Source organism: Micromonospora sediminimaris (assembly GCF_016863575.1).
Classification (GTDB): Bacteria; Actinomycetota; Actinomycetes; order Mycobacteriales; family Micromonosporaceae; genus Micromonospora; species Micromonospora sediminimaris.
The window spans coordinates 1-17,914 of the sequence record NZ_BOPD01000057.1 but is presented as its reverse complement, the minus strand read 5'-3'; the positions used below and the strand labels follow the sequence as shown (position 1 = coordinate 17,914).

Below are 17,914 nucleotides of genomic sequence, written 5' to 3'. Positions count from 1 at the left end.
TTTTCGCGTACGCCGGTGGTGGCTGGTGGCTCGGTGGGTGCTTGGGAGCCGTTGGACCGGATCGGCTAACGGTGGACGCGGGTACGACAGCGGATCGGTCGGAGCTTGATCAACGCAGGGCTGGGATGTTGTCGAGCTGATCGGGGCGAAGGTTCCCCCTGACGATGCCGGACGGTCGCGCCCGGTCAGGTGCGCAGGCAACGACCTCTTCGGGAGTGATCGCATAGTCGACGCTGAAGTCGTGATCGGCGTCCGGAAGTTCCTCGTCAAGGAGCTGGCTCTGGTGGACGGTGGTGGCTATGGCGGTGTCCCGGGTTACTAATCCGGCCTCGGTCAGGAGCGCGATCTCCAGGTCGGAGTAGCCGGCGCCTTTGCCAACCCGTACGCCGTTGCGTCGGCTGATCGCGACGCTGCCGCACACGATCATGTCTACCGGCCGCATTTCGTCGGGGCCGACCGTGGGGGTGATCTCGGGCGCGCCTTTGCTCGTGGCGGCAGTCTCGAACGGGACTGTCAGCACCGCCGGGTCGAGCAGGTAGAAAGGCTTCGGTGTGGCGAGTCGCGGGACCGCCATGTAGAGCAGCTTGCCCTCTTGGAGGGCGCGCACCCGGACAGGCAACTGGGCCCGGTCGGGGTTGCACTTGATGACCCTTGCCTTCTTCCAGACATCCAGGTCCGCGAGCCTGGCTGCGGCGTCGTCCTTGCCGGTGAAGTCAGGAATGTGGCCATGCACCCCTGGCGGTGCCATGCCTTCGCGTTCGAGGAGATCCCAGACGCGTCGGCGAACGGCCTGCTTGGCGTCGTCGGTGCTTGTCACGATGTTGCTCCTATGGAGTCATGAGGGTGAGGAGGCGTTCGTTGACATCCTGGACCGCAGGCCGATCGCTCCAGGGCCGCAGTTCGCGGGCTGCGGCGAAGGCGAGGTTCAGGCCGCCTCCCGCGCGGGTCCGCTCAATGACGCTGATGGCTTGATGCAGGTAAGAGATGGCTGTATCGAGGTCGCGATGACGGATGTTGGCGAGGGTGAGGTTGCCGAGGACGACGGCTGTCGACTTGCGGCGTGCGGCGACCAGTTGGTGGGCTTTCTCCAACGCCGTGATCGCGTCCGCCGACCTGTTCAACGACAACCAGCACGAGCCCGCGAGTCGGGCGTGGTGGCTGGGACAGTAGAGGACGGAGGCAGGATCCTGCGGGCCCACCGAGGCAAAGGAATCCTCGGCGACTCCGAGGGCCTCAGCGCAGTCCCGAATCTGACCGAGCATCGCGTGTGCCTCGGCGCGGTGTAGTTGGGCGAGGCCCGCAAGTACAGGGCTGGTGCGGCGGCTCACCTCAGTGGCGTTTGCGGTCAACGCGATGGCAGCGGTTGGCCGCTTGGTGCCATAGAGCGCCAGGTAGCTCTTGCGAAGTAGCGCGTTGGCTTCGGCGACAGGATCGCGGGCTTCCTTCGCGGCGTTGATCGCCTGGTCGAAGTATGCGGCGCTGGCGGCGTGGTCGTGTCGTTGCGTGGCGTCCCATACCAGCTGGCCCATCAGCGTGGCCGATTCGGCGATCGCGGCAGCCAGTTCACGCTGAACTGAGCCGGCGTCGGCGTACTGACGGAGAAAGACCGCCTGCCCGTGCAACTGCGCCGCTTCGGCCAGGAGAAGGGTCGAAGGTGTCTGGTCGTAGCGTTCGTCAAGATGCCGCACGCGCTCCCGCAGGTACGCCACCGTGATCAGGTCGACGCGACCGGGCTGCCGCAGCGCGTAGTCGAGACGCCCGCCGGGCGTGGCGGGCGGCTGACGGGTGTCAGCCAATAGATCGGCCAGTTCCTCGACGGACACTTTGAGAGCCGTGGCCAGGTGCGGGCGGTGCCAGGGCTGAGGGTCCGTCTCTGCCCGTTCCCACCGAACGATTGTGGAGCGGTCCACGCCGAGGACTTCGGCGAGGTGCTCCTGGCTGAGCCCAATCGCCTTGCGTCGCTGCGCCAGCCGATACCGGCGTAGGCCCGACGCGCGCCGCCCACTTCCGCCACTGCGCATCACAGATCCATTTATCCAGCTCACGGTGTTCATCGCAATGGGAATGCATCGGTTCTGCGTCATTGCCGCACTGGGACCGGCCGGCGAACAGCGGTTGGGTGGGAGACAGGCGATCAAACCCCACTTACTGAGCCGGAGGGTGCGACGTGAGCTGTCCGAAGCGAGAGAGAACTGAGGACTTTACCGAAAGTGCAGGTTTTGGTTGTCGCCAGCCACCACCGCATCCTTCCGTTCACGTCGATACGACTCCCCGCCTGCGTACCGCCATCGGGGCTGCGCGGGTGGGTGATCGGCGGCATACCCGAAGCCGCCGTGCGACGGCGGTGGGCTCGCCATTCCCCCGGCGAGCCCACCGTCGACCGTCTCGAAGGGGTGTTCCGGCATGACGGTTTACATCTCGCACAACGCGATTGTCGGCCAGCCCCGGCGACCAGAGCCCGGGTCCACGTCTTCGCACTGGCAGACGCGGCAGGCGGATCCGCCGTTGCTGACCCATGCTTGGCGTCGGTTGTTCGAGCAGCAGGCCAGAGAGAGCGATAGGCCGTGACCGGCGGGACTCGCCGCCTGTCGGTGCACCGGGACCTTGCGGTTGAGGCGGAGCATCTGCCGATGCGTCCGCTGTGGCTTTGCCGCCGGTGTGGGCAGCCATGGCCGTGCGGGGCGGCAAAGCTGGCCCTCGTGGCCGAGTACCGGGACATGTCGGTGAGCCTGATCCTTTATCTGGCCAGCTGCCTGCACGACGCAATTGATGACCTACACCGGCTCAACCCCAGCGTGACGGGCAACGCGGCTGACATGTACGACCGATTCCTCGGCTGGCCCGCCCGCCACACCCACGGTTACCGAACGTCTACTGCACCACCGAGAAGCGAGGACGCCTCGCCGTGAACGGTATCGGCCTGATCAACCCCACCGGTCAGCCGGCGATCGCCAGCAGGTTCCACACACTGGTCGTGCAGCCCACCAGCTTCTGCAACCTCGACTGCACCTACTGCTATCTGCCCGACCGTAGGTTCATCCGCCTGATGAGCGATGCCGTCGCGCAAGCCTGCGCCGAATCGATCGCCAAGCAGAACAGCAGTCATCCGGTCAGCGTCGTGTGGCACGGCGGCGAGCCGACTGCTACCCCCACCGAGACTTTTCAGCGGCTGCTGACTCCGTTTGAGGATCTGCGGCGCGACGGCCGGGTGCGTCACGAGATCCAGACCAATGGCACCCTCATCGACCAGCGGTGGTGCGACCTGCTCGCCATACACGACTTCGAGATCGGGATCAGCATCGACGGTCCAGGCACGCTGAACGGCAACCGGCTCGACCGGGGCGGCAGGGCAACGACCGCCCAGACGATGCGTGGCATTCAGACGCTCGCCGACAACGGCCTGACGTACTCAGTGATCTGCGTCGTTACTCCCGAGACCATCGACCATGCCGACGACCTCGTCGAGTTCTTCGCCGGTCTGCCGGCCTGTGAGTCGGTGGGTTTCAACATCGAGGAGCAGGAAGGGGCCGACCGCCTGCCAGTCTCCGAGGAAGCCGCCTACCGGTTCTGGCACCAGATCGTGCGGTACCGGCTTGCCGGCAGTCCGCTCCGGATCCGCGACGTGGACCGCCTTGCCGACTACCTCGCCACTACCCGCGCCGGGCTTGTCGACCACGTCCCGTACGAGCCGATCCCCACCGTCTCCCACGACGGCCAGGTGGTTCTGCTGTCACCGGAACTGCTCGGCATCAAAGACCCGCGCTACGCGGACTTCATCGCAGGCAACGTGCTCCACGAGCCGATCGGCGACATGCTCGCCCATGCCAGCGAGCTGCGATACGTCACCGAGTTCGTGACCGCCCTCAACGACTGCGCCGACCGCTGCGGCTTCTACGACTTCTGCCGGGGTGCGCAGGCCGGCAATCGCTACTTCGAACACGGCACCTTCACCCCGCGGGAGACCGCCTACTGCCGCACGACCCGGCAAGCCCTGATCCGCGCTGCTGCGGATCACCTCACCCCTCAAGGAGGACCGTCATGACCCACGCCCTCGCCGCGCTTCTCGACGCCCCGCCGGACCGTCTCGCCCTGCTCGGCGTCGAACCGGCCCGCGCGGTAGCGTCGATCGACGCGGCGAAGTTCGACAACCGGCCCACCTGGGACAACAAGGGGAAGTTCGACAGCCGCCCCGCCTGGGACAACTGGAACAAGAAGAAGTCGTAGCCCGACTCGGCGGTGCGATTCGACGTGGGGTGGCGTGCCCACCCCGCGCCCGAACAGGTTGAGGAGACATGCGGACGACCACCGTGGGCGACGTGACCCTTCTCCTGCCCGACCTCGATCCGGAGGACCTCGACCAGGTCAGCGATCTGTCCGACGGTGACGTCCGCGACGGCCTCGTCGATGGGGTCTCCTGGCGTGGTGAGCAGCTTGCGGAGCAGAGCATCCGAGGTTGCCGGATCACCGGCGCTGACCTCGGTGAGGTCAGCTGGGAAGCGGGGGCTCTCTACGGGTGCGAGATCGCTGGGACGGACTTGTCCGGCGCGACCTTCACCGGCATCAGCATCGAGCGATGCTCGGTCACCGGAACCCGGTTCACGGGCACCCGGTTCATCGACGTCCGCCTCAAAGACGTCCTGTTCGACAGTTGCCGGTTCGACTACGCCACGCTGAATCGCGTCAGCGTCGCGGGTTCGGTGGCCTTCACCAACTGCACCCTTGGCCACGGCAGTTGGTCGTCCTGCCGCCTGTCCGGCGTTGCCCTGCGCTCCTGCGATCTGAGCGACCTGGAGCTGGAATCCTGCCGCCTCGACGGCGCGGATCTGCGGGGCAGCCGGTTGCACCACTTGAGGACGCCGTTGGACAACCTTCACGGCGTTGTTCTCGGTGAGGATCAGCTCTCTGACCTGACTCGTTTGGCCGTCGAGACCCTGCGCATCGTCGTCCAAGCTGAGGTCTGACCGAAGCCGAGACGACGACGGCCGGTGTCGATTCGTCGGCGGTGGAGGGCATGATGAAAAGCTTCTAGGGCAACCGCTCCGATGCACGGCTGGCCGTCTACCAGAACGTGTGGGTGGCGTTCCGGTCTCCGGACGGAAGGCCGCTGGGCTTGTGGATGCCGGGCGCGCGTGGCATGGGCGTGCCGGGCTGAACGGGGGGACGACCTGTGGGGATTGACGCCAGCCTGTTCTGCCTCTGCCGACGAGTCCGCCTCTTTCTCGGCAAGCCGGTGCGTAACTCGTGGGACGACATCATCTACTTCGCCTACGCGCACCCGAACGCGCCCAACCACAGTCAGTCGCGGGAGATGTCGGGGGCGTTGTGGAAGATTCTCGCTGAACACGTCGGCCACCAGTTGCAGGTGATTTACGACTCTCAGTTGGAGTACGACGAGATGTGGGAGCCGCCTGGGCCGCCAGCCAAGATCGGCGGCGACGAGCCTGGTGACATCGAGTTCGACGACTACCTTGCCGATTGGCCAGAGGATGACTTCGCCGACTACCCGAGTAACGGGTGGGATGTGTCGAAGACCGGCTACCTGGCCTGTTTCCGTTGTCGGGAACGGCTCTGTCTGGGGCATGCGGTGCGCGATGCCGACGGTCGGGTGTTGTTCTTCCACCGTGGTGGTCTGGAGACTCCGGCCAACTCCCGGCAGCCGGTGCTCAACCGGGCGGCCTGGCGGTTTCTGGCCCGGCACTCCACCCATGAGTTGCCGATCATCGTCGGCCCACCGTACGACCGGGACATTGACGGGTACGTCGAGATCGGCGGCCAGCGGCCTGACGACGTTCCATTTGACAACTACCTGGCCAACTGGCCGGGGTAGGCCGGGCGCATTCACCCGGCACGTCGCTCCGCATCAACGGACGGCGCCACGCCGACAGCCCACCCGAGGCGCGTCACGGTGGTGCTCCCTGGGGGTGCTCGGCCGCCATGGACCGGCTCGCTCAGACTGGACAGCGGGATACATCGGTTTGGTACAAACGGGCAAAGCCAGGTGAGGGTTCTGCCTGGGGCCTGTTGACGGATCAGCCTGCGACGTCGCCGGCATGCGCGGCGGACGAGCGGAGCATCGGAGGGTAGAGAACGGTGGCCCCTCCGGCTCGGTACAGAGCCGCTGGCCGGCCGACCTCGGAAGCCCGTTTGCCCCCGGTAGGGGTGAGGAAGTTCTCCGCGTTCACGACCTTCCGGTGGAAGTTGCGGGCGTCGATGGTTGTGGACCAGACGACCTCGTAGACGCGGCGTAGGTCGCTGATGGTGAAGGTTGGGAGGCAGAAGGCTGTCGCCAGGGTGGTGTACTCCAGTTTTGCCCGTGCCCGTTCGACGCCGTCGGCGAGGATGCGGTCGTGATCGAATGCCAAGGCGTTCGGCCGATCAATGACCGAGTCGATGGGGGCCCACCTGGCGTTGCGGGCATCGGTGCCGGCGACGGGTATGGGCAGGTCGGGCGCGAGCGCGAGATAGGCGACGCTGGCTACCCGGCCGCGTGGGTCGCGCCCCGGTGTGGCGTACGTACGCAACTGCTCCAGATGTAGCTGGCGGCCGTCCAGGCCGGCCTCCTCGGCCAGTTCCCGGACGGCCGCTTCGTCGATGTCTTCGTTCGACCGTACGAACCCGCCCGGCAGTGCGAGACGTCCCCTGAACGGATCTTTTCCGCGCTCGATCAGCACGACCTGCAACTGATCGTCGCGCACGGTCAGTACCACAAGGTCGACCGTTAGTAGCGCATGTTGCCCGTGCCCCACACCGTTCATCGAGGGATCGTATCCAATCGTCAGGTTGACGAGAACTCACGTTCCGCTATACCGTGGTGGCAGTCCGTTTCTCGTCTGTCTGACGAAATGTCGCGCTGGTGAGCCTGTTCCCGCGCCGCGGTCGTCGCCTCGTCCGGCTCATTAGTTCCGCTCTCAACCAAGGAGATCCAGATGACCACCGCTCCTTCAGAACTTCCGGCGCGAGGGCCCGGGCAGCAACCCGGACCGACCGCTCCCATTGCGATCGCCGGAAATCTCAGTCCAGTCGCCAGCAGCAGCGCGACCCGGCATCTGAACGCCGGGGCCTACCTCGACGAGCGCTTCTGCCGGCGCAGTCTCGACGAGGTCTACCACCAGCCCGGGCGAGCGGTCGCCCCGTCCTTCGGGTTTGACCTCTCCGTTGTGCTCGGCCACTGCCTGCGAGCCGATCGGATCAACCTCATCAGGGACGTCGCCAGCATCGTTCTGCTGGTGATGGCCGCCTGTCTGGGTGCTCCCGGCCTGTTGTTTGGTCTTGGTGTCGCCGCCGCCGGCTACTCCCTGGTTGCCGTATGGCGGATCTTGGTCGAGGTGGCGCGCTGGCAGCTGACGGACGAAGTGTCACCAAAAAGGCTGATCGGTAATGGGCTGGCCGCTGTGCTGGGCTCGCTGGTGTCGGCGCTGGCATTTCTCACGGCCTTGCCGATAGCGGGTCTCCTGGCGGTCAGCGCCGGTGTTGAGCCCGGGGACGCCTCCGCCGTGCTGGCGTTGTTTGGCGTCGGTGTCACCTTGACTTTCGCGGCGGTCTTCGGTCCGCCCGTGGTGGCGGAACTCGTGAAGTGGCGGTACGCCACGGAGAACGGGCCCGGCGGGCAGCCGACCCTGGTCCACCAGACGGTGCGAATGAACGAACTTCGCAACCAGCAGGAGGGCAACACGACGATATTCTCTGGGTACTCGCCATTCATCGGCTCCGGTGTGCGGCTGTCCACTGAGGGGTTCGCGCTGCGGATGGTCGGTGGTGCGGAGGATTTCGAGGAACCACGGCCGGAAGGGGAGCGGGAGTATCAGGAAGTCCCGTTTGCCGCTGTTGATCTGATCGCCCACGTCGAGCGCAGCGTGGGGGAGTTGGCCTTCGCCTCCGATCCGGAGCACCGGTTGGCCGGCCTCACCGTCACCCGCCGGATCTTCACGGCCGGCAGCGAAACCACCCAGTTGAAATCGCGCACCAGCGCATCGGATGTCGAGCGCTTCATTCGCGAACCGGCGGACGCCAACCGTCACTACCTGGCCTGCCAGGTCAACTCGTGGGACGGCGAATTGGTCACCACCGTCTACGTGCACTACGCCCTCCAGGGGCGCGCCCTGTATTTCGAAGTGGACACCTTCGCGCTGGCGCCCTGCCGCGACGAATTCCGTGTCGTGGACGACGTGTCGAGTATCGGTGCTGTGCCATATCTCAAGGTAGGCTGGCGGGCGCTGATGGACGCACCCGCCACCGTCGCGGCAGCACCACGAAGCCTTTTCCGTGCGGGCTGGCGGGCGCTGACTCGACGGTTGTCGGTCCCTGCTGATCCTCGCCGGGGCTTCGACCGGGGAGCGCGGATCAGCGTCCGGGAGATGGCCACCCTCGACATTGTCCGCAACGACTTCCAGATGCAGGACGTCGCGAAGCACAAAAAGATCATCACGCGTCGCATCGTCGCGGCCACTCTCGACTTTCTCGTTACTCGCGGAGTCGACGTGACGGAATTCCGCCAGAGCAGCCGGGTGCTGATCAACAGTGGAATCTATGCCGGGGGCAATATCGGTGACATCTCTGGCATCAGCAATTCCTTCGTCCCTGCCACGTCGAGTGGTCCAACTGCGGGTAAAGGATAGGCTATGGGCAGCGATAACACTGGTGCGAATTTCGGTATCCGTGCTGGCGGCAATATCGGAAACATCAGTAACATCAAGGATTCCTTCAAGTCGGGCGGGCCGGCTGCGCCGCACCCCAACGCCCGTACCGGCGGGGACAGCGGTGCCGCGTCCGGCAGGTCGGGTGAGCAGACGCCGCCGGTCGACATCGCGGTGCTCACGGTGCTGTCACCGGAGATGCAGGCGATGACCGAGGTGTTCCAGCGGGCCACCGACTACCGCCGCCCTGCTCCGAGCGACCAGCGGCGGGTGCATCAAGCGACGTTCACCACGCCGTACGGCCGGCTGAACGCGGTGCTGATGCAGACCATGGACCGCAACCAACGGTCCGCGGCCACCGCCTACGCCTTCCTGCGGCAAGTTCACCGGCCCAGACTGGTGGCGCTCGTCGGCATCGCCGGTGGGATCAGCGAGCGCGTTGACGTCGGCGACGTGGTTATCGCGGATCAGGTCATCTACTACGACGAGCGGCGGGAGGCGGCGAACATCACCTACCGGCGGGGGGAGGCCACGGCGGTGCCGGCACGGATGAGCCTGAGCCTTAGTGACCTGTTCAGCACCCGGGGCGAGCCGTTCGTGCTCCCGTCAGTGGAGACGAGGACCTTCTTCAAAGTTGTCCGTGGACCGATCGGATCGGGCGGCGCGGTGATCACGGACGAGGCTTCCGACATCCGCGCGTACCTGCAGTCGTTTCATGAGAAGTGTCTTGCCGTCGAGACCGAGGCGGGCGGCCTGGTCCAAGCGTTCCGGGAGGACCTCGACACCAGCGCGGACGCCGTGAGCTGGGTCGTGGTCCGTGGCGTTTCCGACCACGCGGACGCGGCCAAGGGCCATCGCGATCACGACCTGGCGGCCAGGCACGCGGGTGTGGCCTTCGAGAGCCTGCTGCCGTTCCTGGGACATTCACCTACGTGATCATTGGTTGCTCCGTCCACGGGTGACAAGCGGCCAAAAAGGCGACAAGCGGCCAGGGCGGCGGGCAGTCAAGTCCGTCCGCCGCCCTGGTGCCGCTCCGACAAGTGAGAAGGGTGAAGTCGTCATGCCGTCCCAACCACCCAAGCCGCGTACGGCCACCGTGCTGACCCGCCGTCACCTGCAGACGGGTCTGACGGTCAGCATCGCCATGGTCGTCGGGGTGCTCGGCGTATTCGATGTCGTGGACCCGTCGACCGTGGCGGCCGCCACCCTGGCCACGCTCGCGCTGTTGGCCTTCGACCTGGCCGAGGAACGGCGGGATCTGGCCCACGTGGTTCCGCTCCTGACGCGGGTGGTCCGGGCGCTGCACCGCCTGCCCGGCGAGCTGCCGGGCGAACCGCGACTGGCCGCGTCAACATCCGGTCTCAACATCGACCTGGCCGGCGCAGCCGATGTCCGGCTGGTTGGGGTCACGCTGGGCCGGACTCTGCGCAACATCGCCGAACCACTCGCCCGACGATTGGCGGAGGGAGCGCTCGTGCGGATCGCCGTCATCGACCCCGCGACATCCGCGCCGGCCGAGGCGGCGCGACGTGCCACCCTCCCGGACGATCGGGGCATCTTCACCAACCGTCTCCGGCCAACCCTGGATCTGGTGCGTGAGGTCGCCGAATCGGCTCGCGGGACGGGGCGGATAGAGGTCCGGTTGTTGCCGTTCGTGCCTTCCTTCGGCCTGATCATGGTCGACGCGGAGGGGGAAGCGGGACGGTTGTACGTTGACGTCTATTCGCACCGGCCGGCCGGTGCTGAGCCGGTCCTGGCTCTGACTCAGGCGGGTAGCCCCCAGTGGTATCGGCACTACCTGCGGGAGTTCGACCACATCTGGGCCCATGGCCAACCCATCGACCTTCTGCCGGCCGAACCAGCGCCGTGTCCGGTGTGATCGCCCGGCCCAGCGTACGAACGGGACATCGACGGGTACGTCGAGATCGGTGGCCAGCGGCCTGACGATGTTCCGTTCGACGACTACCTGGCCAACTGGCCCGGGTAGGCATTGATCAACGCCGCAGGCATGATCACGCCTGTCGTCCGCCCACGAACTGCGGCACGCGCGTTGGTCATGGCTGATGGTCGTGGGTTCCGTTCGAAACCACGCCCGCTGTCGCCTCGGGAAGTATTCTCCTGGAAGTGGTGCAACTCGGTTATTCCGGTCAGTAGTTCGACTTCGACGCCATGGTCGCGCTGGTGGGTCGAGCCGTGTCCGGCAGTGACAGGTCGTGTCGCGCGACTGGAGGGAGACGCCATGCCGGACGCCATCCCTACTGTCGATCTATTGATCGGCGGTAGGTGGACGCCCGCCCAATCAGGGCGAAGGACCACAAAAGTACGCCCTATCGATAATGAGCCGCTGTCGGAGGTTGCCGCCGCCGGCCGTACCGATGCGGTGGCTGCCGTTGATGCGGCGGCATCCGCGAGGGCTACCTGGGGAACCTGGTCGCCGGGGCAACGGCGCGAGGTGTTGCAGCGTGCCGCAGGTCTGCTGACCGAACGCGGCGACGACATCGTCGGGGCGATGTGCCAGGAGACCGGCGCGGTGCTCAGCTGGGGCCAGTTCAACCTGAAGCTCGCCACCGACATGCTCATCGAGGCGGCCGCGCAGACGTACGGCATCGTCGGCGAAGTCGTCCCGTCCGACGTGCCCGGCATGACCGCGCTCGGCATCCGCCAACCGGTAGGAGTGGTCGTCGGCCTTGCCCCGTGGAACGCGCCGCTGATCCTCGGCATGCGAGCCGTCGCACTTCCGCTGGCATATGGCAACACGGTGGTGCTCAAGGCGAGCGAGGAGGCCCCGGCGACCCATGTGGCCATCGCCGCAGCCCTGCATGACGCCGGCATGCCACCCGGCGCGATCAACGTGATCACGAACGCACCGGCCGACGCGGCGGACGTTGTCGACGAGTTGATCTGCCATCCGCAGACCCGCTGCATCAACTTCACCGGCTCGACCTCGGTCGGGCGCGTGATCGGCGAGAAGGCCGGCCGGCATCTGAAGCGCACCGTCCTCGAACTCGGCGGCAAGGCGCCGATGCTGGTGCTGGCGGATGCGGACATCCCGGCGGCGGTACGCGCCGCCGTCGCCGGCTCCTTCATGAACCAGGGTCAGATCTGCATGTCGACCGAGCGGATTGTGGTGGAGCGCCAGGTCGCCGACGAGTTTCTCGACCAGTTGGTGACCCACGCCGGCAGGCTGGCCATGGGCGATCCGCATGAACCGTCGACCGAGCTCGGCCCACTGGTGAACCAGCGGGCCGTCGACCATGTCGCGTCGCTCGTCGCCGACGCCCAGAACAATGGCGCCGAGGTGCTCATCGGGGGCCGAGCCGACGGCTTGTTCTACCCACCGACCGTACTGCGCGGCGTGACCCCGAAGATGCGGATCTACAGTGAAGAGTCGTTCGGGCCGGTCGCTGCGGTGATCGAGGTGGATGGCGTCGACGAGGCCGTTGACGTCGCCAACGACACCGAGCTCGGTCTGGCCAGCGCGGTGTTCAGCCGCGACGTGGCCAACGCCTTGCAGGTGGCCCGCCGGATCGAAGCCGGGATCTGCCACATCAACGGGACCTCCGTCCACGACGAGCCGCAGATGCCATTCGGCGGCGTCAAGGCCAGCGGCTGGGGTCGGTTCGGTTCCCGGGCGGCACTCGCCGAGTTCACCGACCTGCGGTGGATCACCATCTCGCCGTTGGACCGGCAGTACCCGTTCGGGCCGCACGTCCCGTCCCTGTCCGGAATCTGAGGGGCGGCATGCGCAGCGGGTGATGCAGGCCCGACGGAGGGCTGGTCACGGTCATGCTGAGGTGGCACGCGAGGGAAGGATGATGATGCCAAGTGGGCGACCAACTGGCTGACGCACTCCAGATGCTGGAGCGTGGGAAGAGCCGTACCGTCAAGAGTATTCCGCCGGAGCCCACGGGCACCGTCCGCCTTGACGTGACAGAGTCGGCCGGCACCGTCGTGAAACAGTGGTTCGTCACCCTGGAGAGCGGGACTGCCCGGGTCCGCAGGCCAAATTCGGAAACGCCCCGGCCGGAGCCGGACGCCGTTCTGCGCACCGACAACGAGACGTTCGACCGGCTGGTCAGGGGCGAGGAACGGTTCGTGCCGCTGTTCTTCCGCAACGCGCTTGTGATCGAGGGGCACCTGGGACTGGTGCACATGCTCGCCACGGTGCTGTTCGCCGGACCGCCCACCGGCCATCACCCACGGGATTTCGTCCATGAGGAAGCCGGCTCCTGATGGTCGAGAAGACGCTCAGCATCCTCGACGGAAACACGTTCCTCCTCACGGATGTGTGTGGCGATGTCACCCCTTCCCCGGGTTCACCGGCTGGGCTCTTCTCGTTCGACACCCGCTTCCTGTCGACCTGGGTGCTGCGCGTCAACGGGGAGCGACTCAGCCCAATGTCCCGCAGCGATCTGCACTTCTTCGAGACCCGGTTTTTCCTCGTCCCCGGGGAGCCCACGCACTACGTCAACGCCAAGCTCTCGGTCATCCGTAAGCAGACCATTGGCATTTGTCTCGTCGAACGGATCGTGGTCCTCAACCACGACATCGAGCCGGCGGACGTCTCCATCCGGATAGACGCGGACGCCGACTTCGCCGACATCTTCGAGGTCAAGGAGAGTCAGCCAAAGCGCGGTAAGCGATCGGTGCGTCAGGAGGATGGGCGCCTCTGTCTGCACTACGAGCGGGCGACGTTCTACCGGGACACCATCATCTCCAGTGATAGACCGGCCAAGGTGGACGACGGCGGCATGACCTTCGACATCCGTCTCGAACCGCACGGCCGCTGGGACGTCGAGCTCCAGGTGGAACCGATCATCAACCGGGGGGTCGGCGGTTCCGTTACCGTCTGGGAGGCGTACCGCAGGCGGAGCAGGCCACAGGTGCGCGAGGAGTTGGAACAATGGATCGACAACGCGCCGCGACTCGCCTGCGACTTCGAACCCCTCGCCGCGGCGTACAAGCGCAGCCTGTACGACCTGGCCGCTATGCGTTACTCGTCGCTGACCGCGACCAGCCCGATCCCGACCGCCGGACTGCCGTGGTTCATGGCTCTCTTCGGCCGGGACAGCATCTTCATCAGCCTGCAGACGCTGCCGTTTGTGCCTGCGCTGACCCCGCCCGTGCTGGGCCTGTTGGGGACGCTGCAAGGCAGCACCTTCGACGACTTCCGCGAGGAGGAGCCGGGCAAGATCCTGCACGAGTTCCGGTACGGCGAGTCGGCGGCGTTCGAGGAACAGCCGCACACCCCCTACTACGGATCTGCCGACGCCAGCCCGCTGTTCGTCATCCTGCTCGACGAGTACGAGCGGTGGAGCGGCGACGTGGAGGCCGTGCGTCGTTTCGAACCGCAAGCCCGTGCCGCGCTCAACTGGATCGACGAGTACGGCGACCTGCTTGGCACCGGCTACATTTACTACCGTCGGCGCAACACCCGTACTGGCCTGGAAAACCAGTGCTGGAAGGACTCCTGGGACTCGATCTCCTACCGGGACGGTCGGCTGCCCGCCCTGCCAAGGGCAACCTGCGAGCTACAGGGGTACGCCTACGACGCCAAGATACGCGGGGCGCGGATGGCCCGCGACTTCTGGAACGACCCCGAGTACGCCGACCGCTTGGAGGGCGAGGCGGCGCAACTGCGGGAACAGTTCAACCGCGATTTCTGGATCGAGGAGGAAGGGTACTACGCGCTTGCGCTCGATCCGGAGGGCAAGCGCGTTGACGCCCTCGCCTCCAACATGGGGCACCTGCTCTGGAGCGGCATTGTCGAGCCGGAGCGGGCACGCCGTGTGGCGGACCACCTCCTCGGGCCGAGCCTGTTCTCCGGTTGGGGCGTGCGTACCCTGTCCACCACCAACCTCCGATACAACCCCGTCGGCTACCACGTCGGTGCGGTCTGGCCGTTCGACAACTCGATCATCGCCTGGGGGCTGTGGCGCTACGGTTTCCGGGAGGAGGCCGCCCGGATCGCCGATGGCATGATCACTGCGTCTGGGTACTTCGACGGTCGGTTGCCCGAGGCGTTCGCCGGCTACGAGCGGAGCCTGACCAGCTACCCGGTCGAGTACCCGGCGGCGTGCAGCCCTCAGGGCTGGTCGGCGGGGGCGCCGCTGCTCCTGCTTCGCACGATGCTGGGGCTCAGCCCGTACCCGGACCATCTGGCCGTCGATCCGTACCTGCCGCCGTCGGTGGGCCGGATCGAACTGCTCGACATACCGGGGCGGTGGGGGCGCGCCGACGCGTTCGGCCGCCGCCGCCGCCGCGACGGCGACCAGCAGGCGGTGCCGGTCGCCCGACTCACCCACGGCGAGTAGCTTCCGCACCAGGGGTCAGGTCGGCGGCGGGGTCGGCGGCACAGAACGACGATCTGCGCCGCCGGCCCCTCACGCCGGGGTTCAGCGGTTCGCCGGCTCGCTGGTCGGAGTCGGCTGGACGCGCTCGAACCGTACCCGGCTCAGCCAGCCCGGCAGGTCACTGAGTGCGTACAGCTCGCCGTGCACGTCGGCGTCGATGGCGGTCGGCTGGATGGGGAAGTTGCCGATGATGGCGCTCTCGTAGCCACCCCAGGGCTTGGGGCGTACGGCGAATGCGAGCGTCGAGCAGTAGTCGCTGGCGACGTAGGTGCCCCAGGCTTCCGGGGTGGCGGATCCTCGGTACACCACACCGCCGGTCACCGAGCAGCTCTCCGTCATGTAGTGCTCGTACTCGAAGACCGGGTCGGTGTACTTCACGCCTGGCCGGCACTGCTCCGGGTCGAACACCGGGGTGCCCTCGCGGCAGGACCAGCCGAGGTTCGCGCCACGCTGCCACGGGCGGATGTGATTGATCTCCTCGACCAGGCCCTGGCCGACGTCACCGATCCAGAGTGAGTTGTCGACCTTGTCGACCGAGAACCGCCACGGGTTGCGCAGCCCGTAGAGCCAGATCTCCGGCCGCGCGCCGGGGGTGCGGACGAACGGGTTGTCGCGGGGTACGCAGTAGGGCTTCGCGCCGCAGCTGCGGTTGACGTCGATCCGCACGATCTTGCCAAGCAGGGTGCCGAGGTCCTGACCGGCCTTGTACGGGTCGTTGGCGTGGCCGCCGTCGCCGAGGGACCAGTAGAGGTAGCCGTCGCGGTCGAACGCCACCTGCCCGCCGTTGTGGTTGTTGTACTCGGCGTGCTCCTGGGTGAGCAGCACCTGTAGCCGTTCGGGCGCGTTGATCGGCAGCCGCGCCAGGGTCAGTTCGCCGTCCGGGAGGCTGGTGTAGGCCACGTAGAGCATCCCGGTCCGCGCGAAGTTCGGCGCGGGGGTGATGCCGAGCAGGCCGCGCTCGTTGCCCGACGTGTCGACCCGAGCGGTCAGGTCCAGCACCGGCTCGGCCGCCAGGCCGGTGTCGGGGTGGTATGCGCGGACGGTGCCTCTCTTCTCCGCGATCAGCATCCTTCCGTCCGGTAGCCCGGTGAGTGCGATCGGACGCTGTAGTCCGAAGGCCACCTGTTCGGACACCACGGTCAGCTCGGTGAGGGGCACCCTGCCGGGGCGGGGTGGCCCGGCCGTGGCGGTGCCGGCGACCGATGCCGACAGGACCAGAACGAGCAACCCGGCCAGCGCGGGGATCGGGCGCCATCGCCGTCGCGACATGTTCTCAGCTCCTTGAGCAGGTGGAATGGAGTACGCAGTCTGGGAGCGTGTCCAACACTACATCAACTTGTATCAATGCATTAACCGGAAGCGCGGAATCGGCGGCCCGGTGGAGTGGTCTTCGTACGATGACCGCCATGGATGTTGCGATCGTGACGAACGCGGTCGTGGCCGCGGTCTCGGTGATCACCGTCGGGGTCTCGGTGTTCTTTGCGCTCCGGCAACTGCGGCTGTCGCAGAGCGCGAACCACACCCTTGTCGCGATCGAGCTGCTCACCCGCGACCGGATGAGCGACGCCTTCCTGGACAGCCAGCAGTTCGTGCTCACCGAGCTGAGGGCCAGGTGCTCGCCGGAGCTGCGGGTCAGCGATCTTCCGTCCGACGCCCGCAAGCATGTGAACCGGATCGCGTTGTACTACAACGGCCTGGGTCAGATGCTGGCCTTCAACGTCGTCGACCCGGCGCTGTTGATCGGCACAGGTGGCTTCCGCGCCCGGGAGGCGTGGAGCGTCCTGGAGTCGTACATCCTCGCCGAGCGGGCGGCCCGCGGGGAGTCGTATCTGGCATCTCGCCGTGCTCGCCACCGAGACGCCGTGGTCGGTTGCGGTGCGCAAGCTGGGCCTACGCCGGTTCGACAGCTATCCCGCCGACCTGGGCCTGGCGACCGGGGCGGGCGACGCGGCTGGGAAGGCGCCGGCCGCCGATTCGGCCAGCGAACGCGACGTCAGCTCGGCGGGCTCCGTCTGACGACCACCGCGACCTCCTGACCCGGGGCGGGTCAGGAGGTCGGGGTCGGTCCGCCGCCACATCAACGGCCGGCCGCCGGCCGCTCAGTGTCGCTGATGTTCACGTGCACATTGCACGCGACGGTGGTGGTGCAACTGGTGTGGCTCGCCGCTGCGGATCATCAAGCTGTGACTCCCATCGATCGGGAGGCATCGCGGCCGAGCTGTCCGGCCGATCCAACGTACTTGTCTTACCTGCTCTTTTTCCGGTCTTTGGGCTGAACTTCTTGAGCACCCCGTAACTTTGTGGCAATCTCACTGCCATCGATGCGTAGCGTTGTGTCGTCTCTTGTGGTCTGCCCCAACGAGCACGTGAGTCGCCGGGCGATGTTAGCGCTAACCCGTCGAAGTGACGCGACTCTGGAAGGTGCTGAGACACATGAAGAATCTCGTACATCCGAGCGGTTCTCCGCGACGACGGTGGCGCACCGGAGCGACGGTGCGTGGGCTGGCGGTCGGGTTGCTGGTGGCCGGCATGGCGCTGGTCGGGCCCAGCGGTGCCGCCCAGGCAGGGACCACGTTGGGCACCTCGGCGGCGGAGAAGGGCCGCTACTTCGGCGCCGCCGTCGGCACGTACAAGTTCAACGACAACACCTACATGACGGTGCTGAACCGCGAGTTCAACAGCCTGGTCGCCGAGAACGAGATGAAGTGGGACGCCACCGAGCCGCAGCGGGGCGTGTTCAACTTCAGCGCCGGTGACCGCATCGTCAACCACGCCCGATCGCGGGGGATGAAGGTACGGGGACACACCCTGCTGTGGCACGCCCAGCAGCCCGGTTGGGCGCAGGGCCTCTCCGGCGGTGACCTGCGCAACGCCGCCATCAACCACGTCACCCAGGTGGCTTCCCACTTCCGGGGGCAGATCTACTCG

18 protein-coding genes are annotated in these 17,914 nt (G+C 66.7%); 14 read left to right on the top strand and 4 right to left on the bottom strand.

Features of this window, described 5'->3' with window-relative positions; all coding sequences use genetic code 11:
• Positions 1-109: 109 nt before the first annotated feature.
• Both Vse01_RS28765 and Vse01_RS28760 read right to left on the bottom strand, forming a co-directional pair.
• Positions 110-817, bottom strand: coding sequence for a 5-formyltetrahydrofolate cyclo-ligase (locus tag Vse01_RS28765; RefSeq protein WP_093401851.1), 708 nt, complete (start codon positions 815-817; stop codon positions 110-112).
• A gap of 10 nt (positions 818-827) precedes the next feature.
• The gene (locus Vse01_RS28760) at positions 828-2,084 is read right to left on the bottom strand and encodes a helix-turn-helix transcriptional regulator (protein WP_239104317.1); all 1,257 of its coding nucleotides are present in this window, start codon (positions 2,082-2,084) and stop codon (positions 828-830) included.
• Between the two features lie 319 nt (positions 2,085-2,403).
• Between Vse01_RS28760 and amcA (Vse01_RS29760) the strand changes: the two genes are divergently transcribed.
• The 6 genes from amcA (Vse01_RS29760) to Vse01_RS28735 all read left to right on the top strand — a co-directional run bounded on the left by amcA (Vse01_RS29760) (position 2,404) and on the right by Vse01_RS28735 (position 5,827).
• Positions 2,404-2,568, top strand: coding sequence for a multiple cyclophane-containing RiPP AmcA (gene amcA, locus Vse01_RS29760; RefSeq protein WP_307818710.1), 165 nt, complete (start codon positions 2,404-2,406; stop codon positions 2,566-2,568).
• Complete coding sequence (locus tag Vse01_RS28755; protein ID WP_093401848.1) at positions 2,565-2,909, top strand: hypothetical protein; 345 nt, start codon at positions 2,565-2,567, stop codon at positions 2,907-2,909. The genes amcA (Vse01_RS29760) and Vse01_RS28755 overlap by 4 nt, the downstream gene beginning before the upstream one ends.
• Complete coding sequence (amcB, locus tag Vse01_RS28750) at positions 2,906-4,042, top strand: cyclophane-forming radical SAM peptide maturase AmcB (protein WP_093401847.1); 1,137 nt, start codon at positions 2,906-2,908, stop codon at positions 4,040-4,042. The genes Vse01_RS28755 and amcB overlap by 4 nt, the downstream gene beginning before the upstream one ends.
• Positions 4,039-4,224, top strand: a complete 186-nt coding sequence (gene amcA, locus Vse01_RS28745) for a multiple cyclophane-containing RiPP AmcA (RefSeq protein WP_093401846.1) — start codon at positions 4,039-4,041, stop codon at positions 4,222-4,224. Before amcB ends, amcA (Vse01_RS28745) begins: the two co-directional genes overlap by 4 nt.
• Before the next feature lie 68 nt (positions 4,225-4,292).
• Positions 4,293-4,961: a pentapeptide repeat-containing protein gene (locus tag Vse01_RS28740; RefSeq protein ID WP_093401845.1), complete on the top strand. Its 669-nt coding sequence runs from the start codon at positions 4,293-4,295 to the stop codon at positions 4,959-4,961.
• Between the two features lie 206 nt (positions 4,962-5,167).
• On the top strand, positions 5,168-5,827 hold the full coding sequence (locus Vse01_RS28735; protein ID WP_093401844.1) for a hypothetical protein: 660 nt from the start codon (positions 5,168-5,170) through the stop codon (positions 5,825-5,827).
• Between the two features lie 202 nt (positions 5,828-6,029).
• On the opposite strand, the gene Vse01_RS28730 is transcribed toward Vse01_RS28735, so the two are convergent.
• Positions 6,030-6,755: an NUDIX hydrolase gene (locus tag Vse01_RS28730; protein WP_093401843.1), complete on the bottom strand. Its 726-nt coding sequence runs from the start codon at positions 6,753-6,755 to the stop codon at positions 6,030-6,032.
• A 171-nt stretch (positions 6,756-6,926) separates the two neighbouring features.
• Between Vse01_RS28730 and Vse01_RS28725 the strand changes: the two genes are divergently transcribed.
• The 6 genes from Vse01_RS28725 to Vse01_RS28700 all read left to right on the top strand — a co-directional run bounded on the left by Vse01_RS28725 (position 6,927) and on the right by Vse01_RS28700 (position 14,947).
• Positions 6,927-8,615: an AbeC-like domain-containing protein gene (locus Vse01_RS28725; protein ID WP_139233077.1), complete on the top strand. Its 1,689-nt coding sequence runs from the start codon at positions 6,927-6,929 to the stop codon at positions 8,613-8,615.
• Positions 8,616-8,618: 3 nt separating this feature from the next.
• Positions 8,619-9,569 carry a 5'-methylthioadenosine/S-adenosylhomocysteine nucleosidase family protein gene (locus Vse01_RS28720; RefSeq protein WP_093401841.1) on the top strand — a complete coding sequence of 317 codons (951 nt, stop codon included), beginning with the start codon at positions 8,619-8,621 and terminating at the stop codon, positions 9,567-9,569.
• Positions 9,570-9,693: 124 nt separating this feature from the next.
• A complete protein-coding gene (locus tag Vse01_RS28715; RefSeq protein ID WP_093401840.1) occupies positions 9,694-10,512 on the top strand; it encodes a DUF5919 domain-containing protein in 819 nt (272 codons plus the stop codon).
• A 360-nt stretch (positions 10,513-10,872) separates the two neighbouring features.
• A complete protein-coding gene (locus tag Vse01_RS28710) occupies positions 10,873-12,366 on the top strand; it encodes an aldehyde dehydrogenase (RefSeq protein WP_093401839.1) in 1,494 nt (497 codons plus the stop codon).
• A 92-nt stretch (positions 12,367-12,458) separates the two neighbouring features.
• A complete protein-coding gene (locus Vse01_RS28705) occupies positions 12,459-12,866 on the top strand; it encodes an SCP2 sterol-binding domain-containing protein (RefSeq protein ID WP_093401838.1) in 408 nt (135 codons plus the stop codon).
• The gene (locus Vse01_RS28700) at positions 12,866-14,947 is read left to right on the top strand and encodes an amylo-alpha-1,6-glucosidase (RefSeq protein ID WP_093401837.1); all 2,082 of its coding nucleotides are present in this window, start codon (positions 12,866-12,868) and stop codon (positions 14,945-14,947) included. The genes Vse01_RS28705 and Vse01_RS28700 overlap by 1 nt, the downstream gene beginning before the upstream one ends.
• A gap of 81 nt (positions 14,948-15,028) precedes the next feature.
• Here Vse01_RS28700 and Vse01_RS28695 read toward each other — a convergent pair whose 3' ends face one another.
• Positions 15,029-16,255 (bottom strand): PQQ-dependent sugar dehydrogenase, encoded by a 1,227-nt coding sequence (locus tag Vse01_RS28695; protein WP_093401836.1) that lies wholly within the window; start codon positions 16,253-16,255, stop codon positions 15,029-15,031.
• A 137-nt stretch (positions 16,256-16,392) separates the two neighbouring features.
• Here Vse01_RS28695 and Vse01_RS28690 point away from each other — a divergent pair, with 137 nt between their 5' ends.
• On the top strand, positions 16,393-17,022 hold the full coding sequence (locus tag Vse01_RS28690; protein ID WP_139233076.1) for a DUF4760 domain-containing protein: 630 nt from the start codon (positions 16,393-16,395) through the stop codon (positions 17,020-17,022).
• A 493-nt stretch (positions 17,023-17,515) separates the two neighbouring features.
• Positions 17,516-17,914: endo-1,4-beta-xylanase (locus Vse01_RS28685; RefSeq protein WP_239104319.1), on the top strand; the 399-nt coding region annotated here is incomplete at its 3' end.

Excerpts from the sequence above, each read along its gene's own strand:
- Vse01_RS28725 (WP_139233077.1), top strand. The coding sequence starts at position 6,927 with ATGACCACCGCTCCTTCAGAACTTCCGGCGCGAGGGCCCGGGCAGCAA.
- Vse01_RS28760 (WP_239104317.1), bottom strand. The coding sequence starts at position 2,084 with ATGACGCAGAACCGATGCATTCCCATTGCGATGAACACCGTGAGCTGG.
- Vse01_RS28730 (WP_093401843.1), bottom strand. The coding sequence starts at position 6,755 with ATGAACGGTGTGGGGCACGGGCAACATGCGCTACTAACGGTCGACCTT.
- Vse01_RS28740 (WP_093401845.1), top strand. The coding sequence starts at position 4,293 with ATGCGGACGACCACCGTGGGCGACGTGACCCTTCTCCTGCCCGACCTC.
- Vse01_RS28715 (WP_093401840.1), top strand. The coding sequence starts at position 9,694 with ATGCCGTCCCAACCACCCAAGCCGCGTACGGCCACCGTGCTGACCCGC.
- Vse01_RS28700 (WP_093401837.1), top strand. The coding sequence starts at position 12,866 with ATGGTCGAGAAGACGCTCAGCATCCTCGACGGAAACACGTTCCTCCTC.
- Vse01_RS28720 (WP_093401841.1), top strand. The coding sequence starts at position 8,619 with ATGGGCAGCGATAACACTGGTGCGAATTTCGGTATCCGTGCTGGCGGC.
- Vse01_RS28710 (WP_093401839.1), top strand. The coding sequence starts at position 10,873 with ATGCCGGACGCCATCCCTACTGTCGATCTATTGATCGGCGGTAGGTGG.
- amcA (WP_307818710.1), top strand. The coding sequence starts at position 2,404 with ATGACGGTTTACATCTCGCACAACGCGATTGTCGGCCAGCCCCGGCGA.
- amcA (WP_093401846.1), top strand. The coding sequence starts at position 4,039 with ATGACCCACGCCCTCGCCGCGCTTCTCGACGCCCCGCCGGACCGTCTC.
- Vse01_RS28695 (WP_093401836.1), bottom strand. The coding sequence starts at position 16,255 with ATGTCGCGACGGCGATGGCGCCCGATCCCCGCGCTGGCCGGGTTGCTC.
- Vse01_RS28690 (WP_139233076.1), top strand. The coding sequence starts at position 16,393 with ATGGATGTTGCGATCGTGACGAACGCGGTCGTGGCCGCGGTCTCGGTG.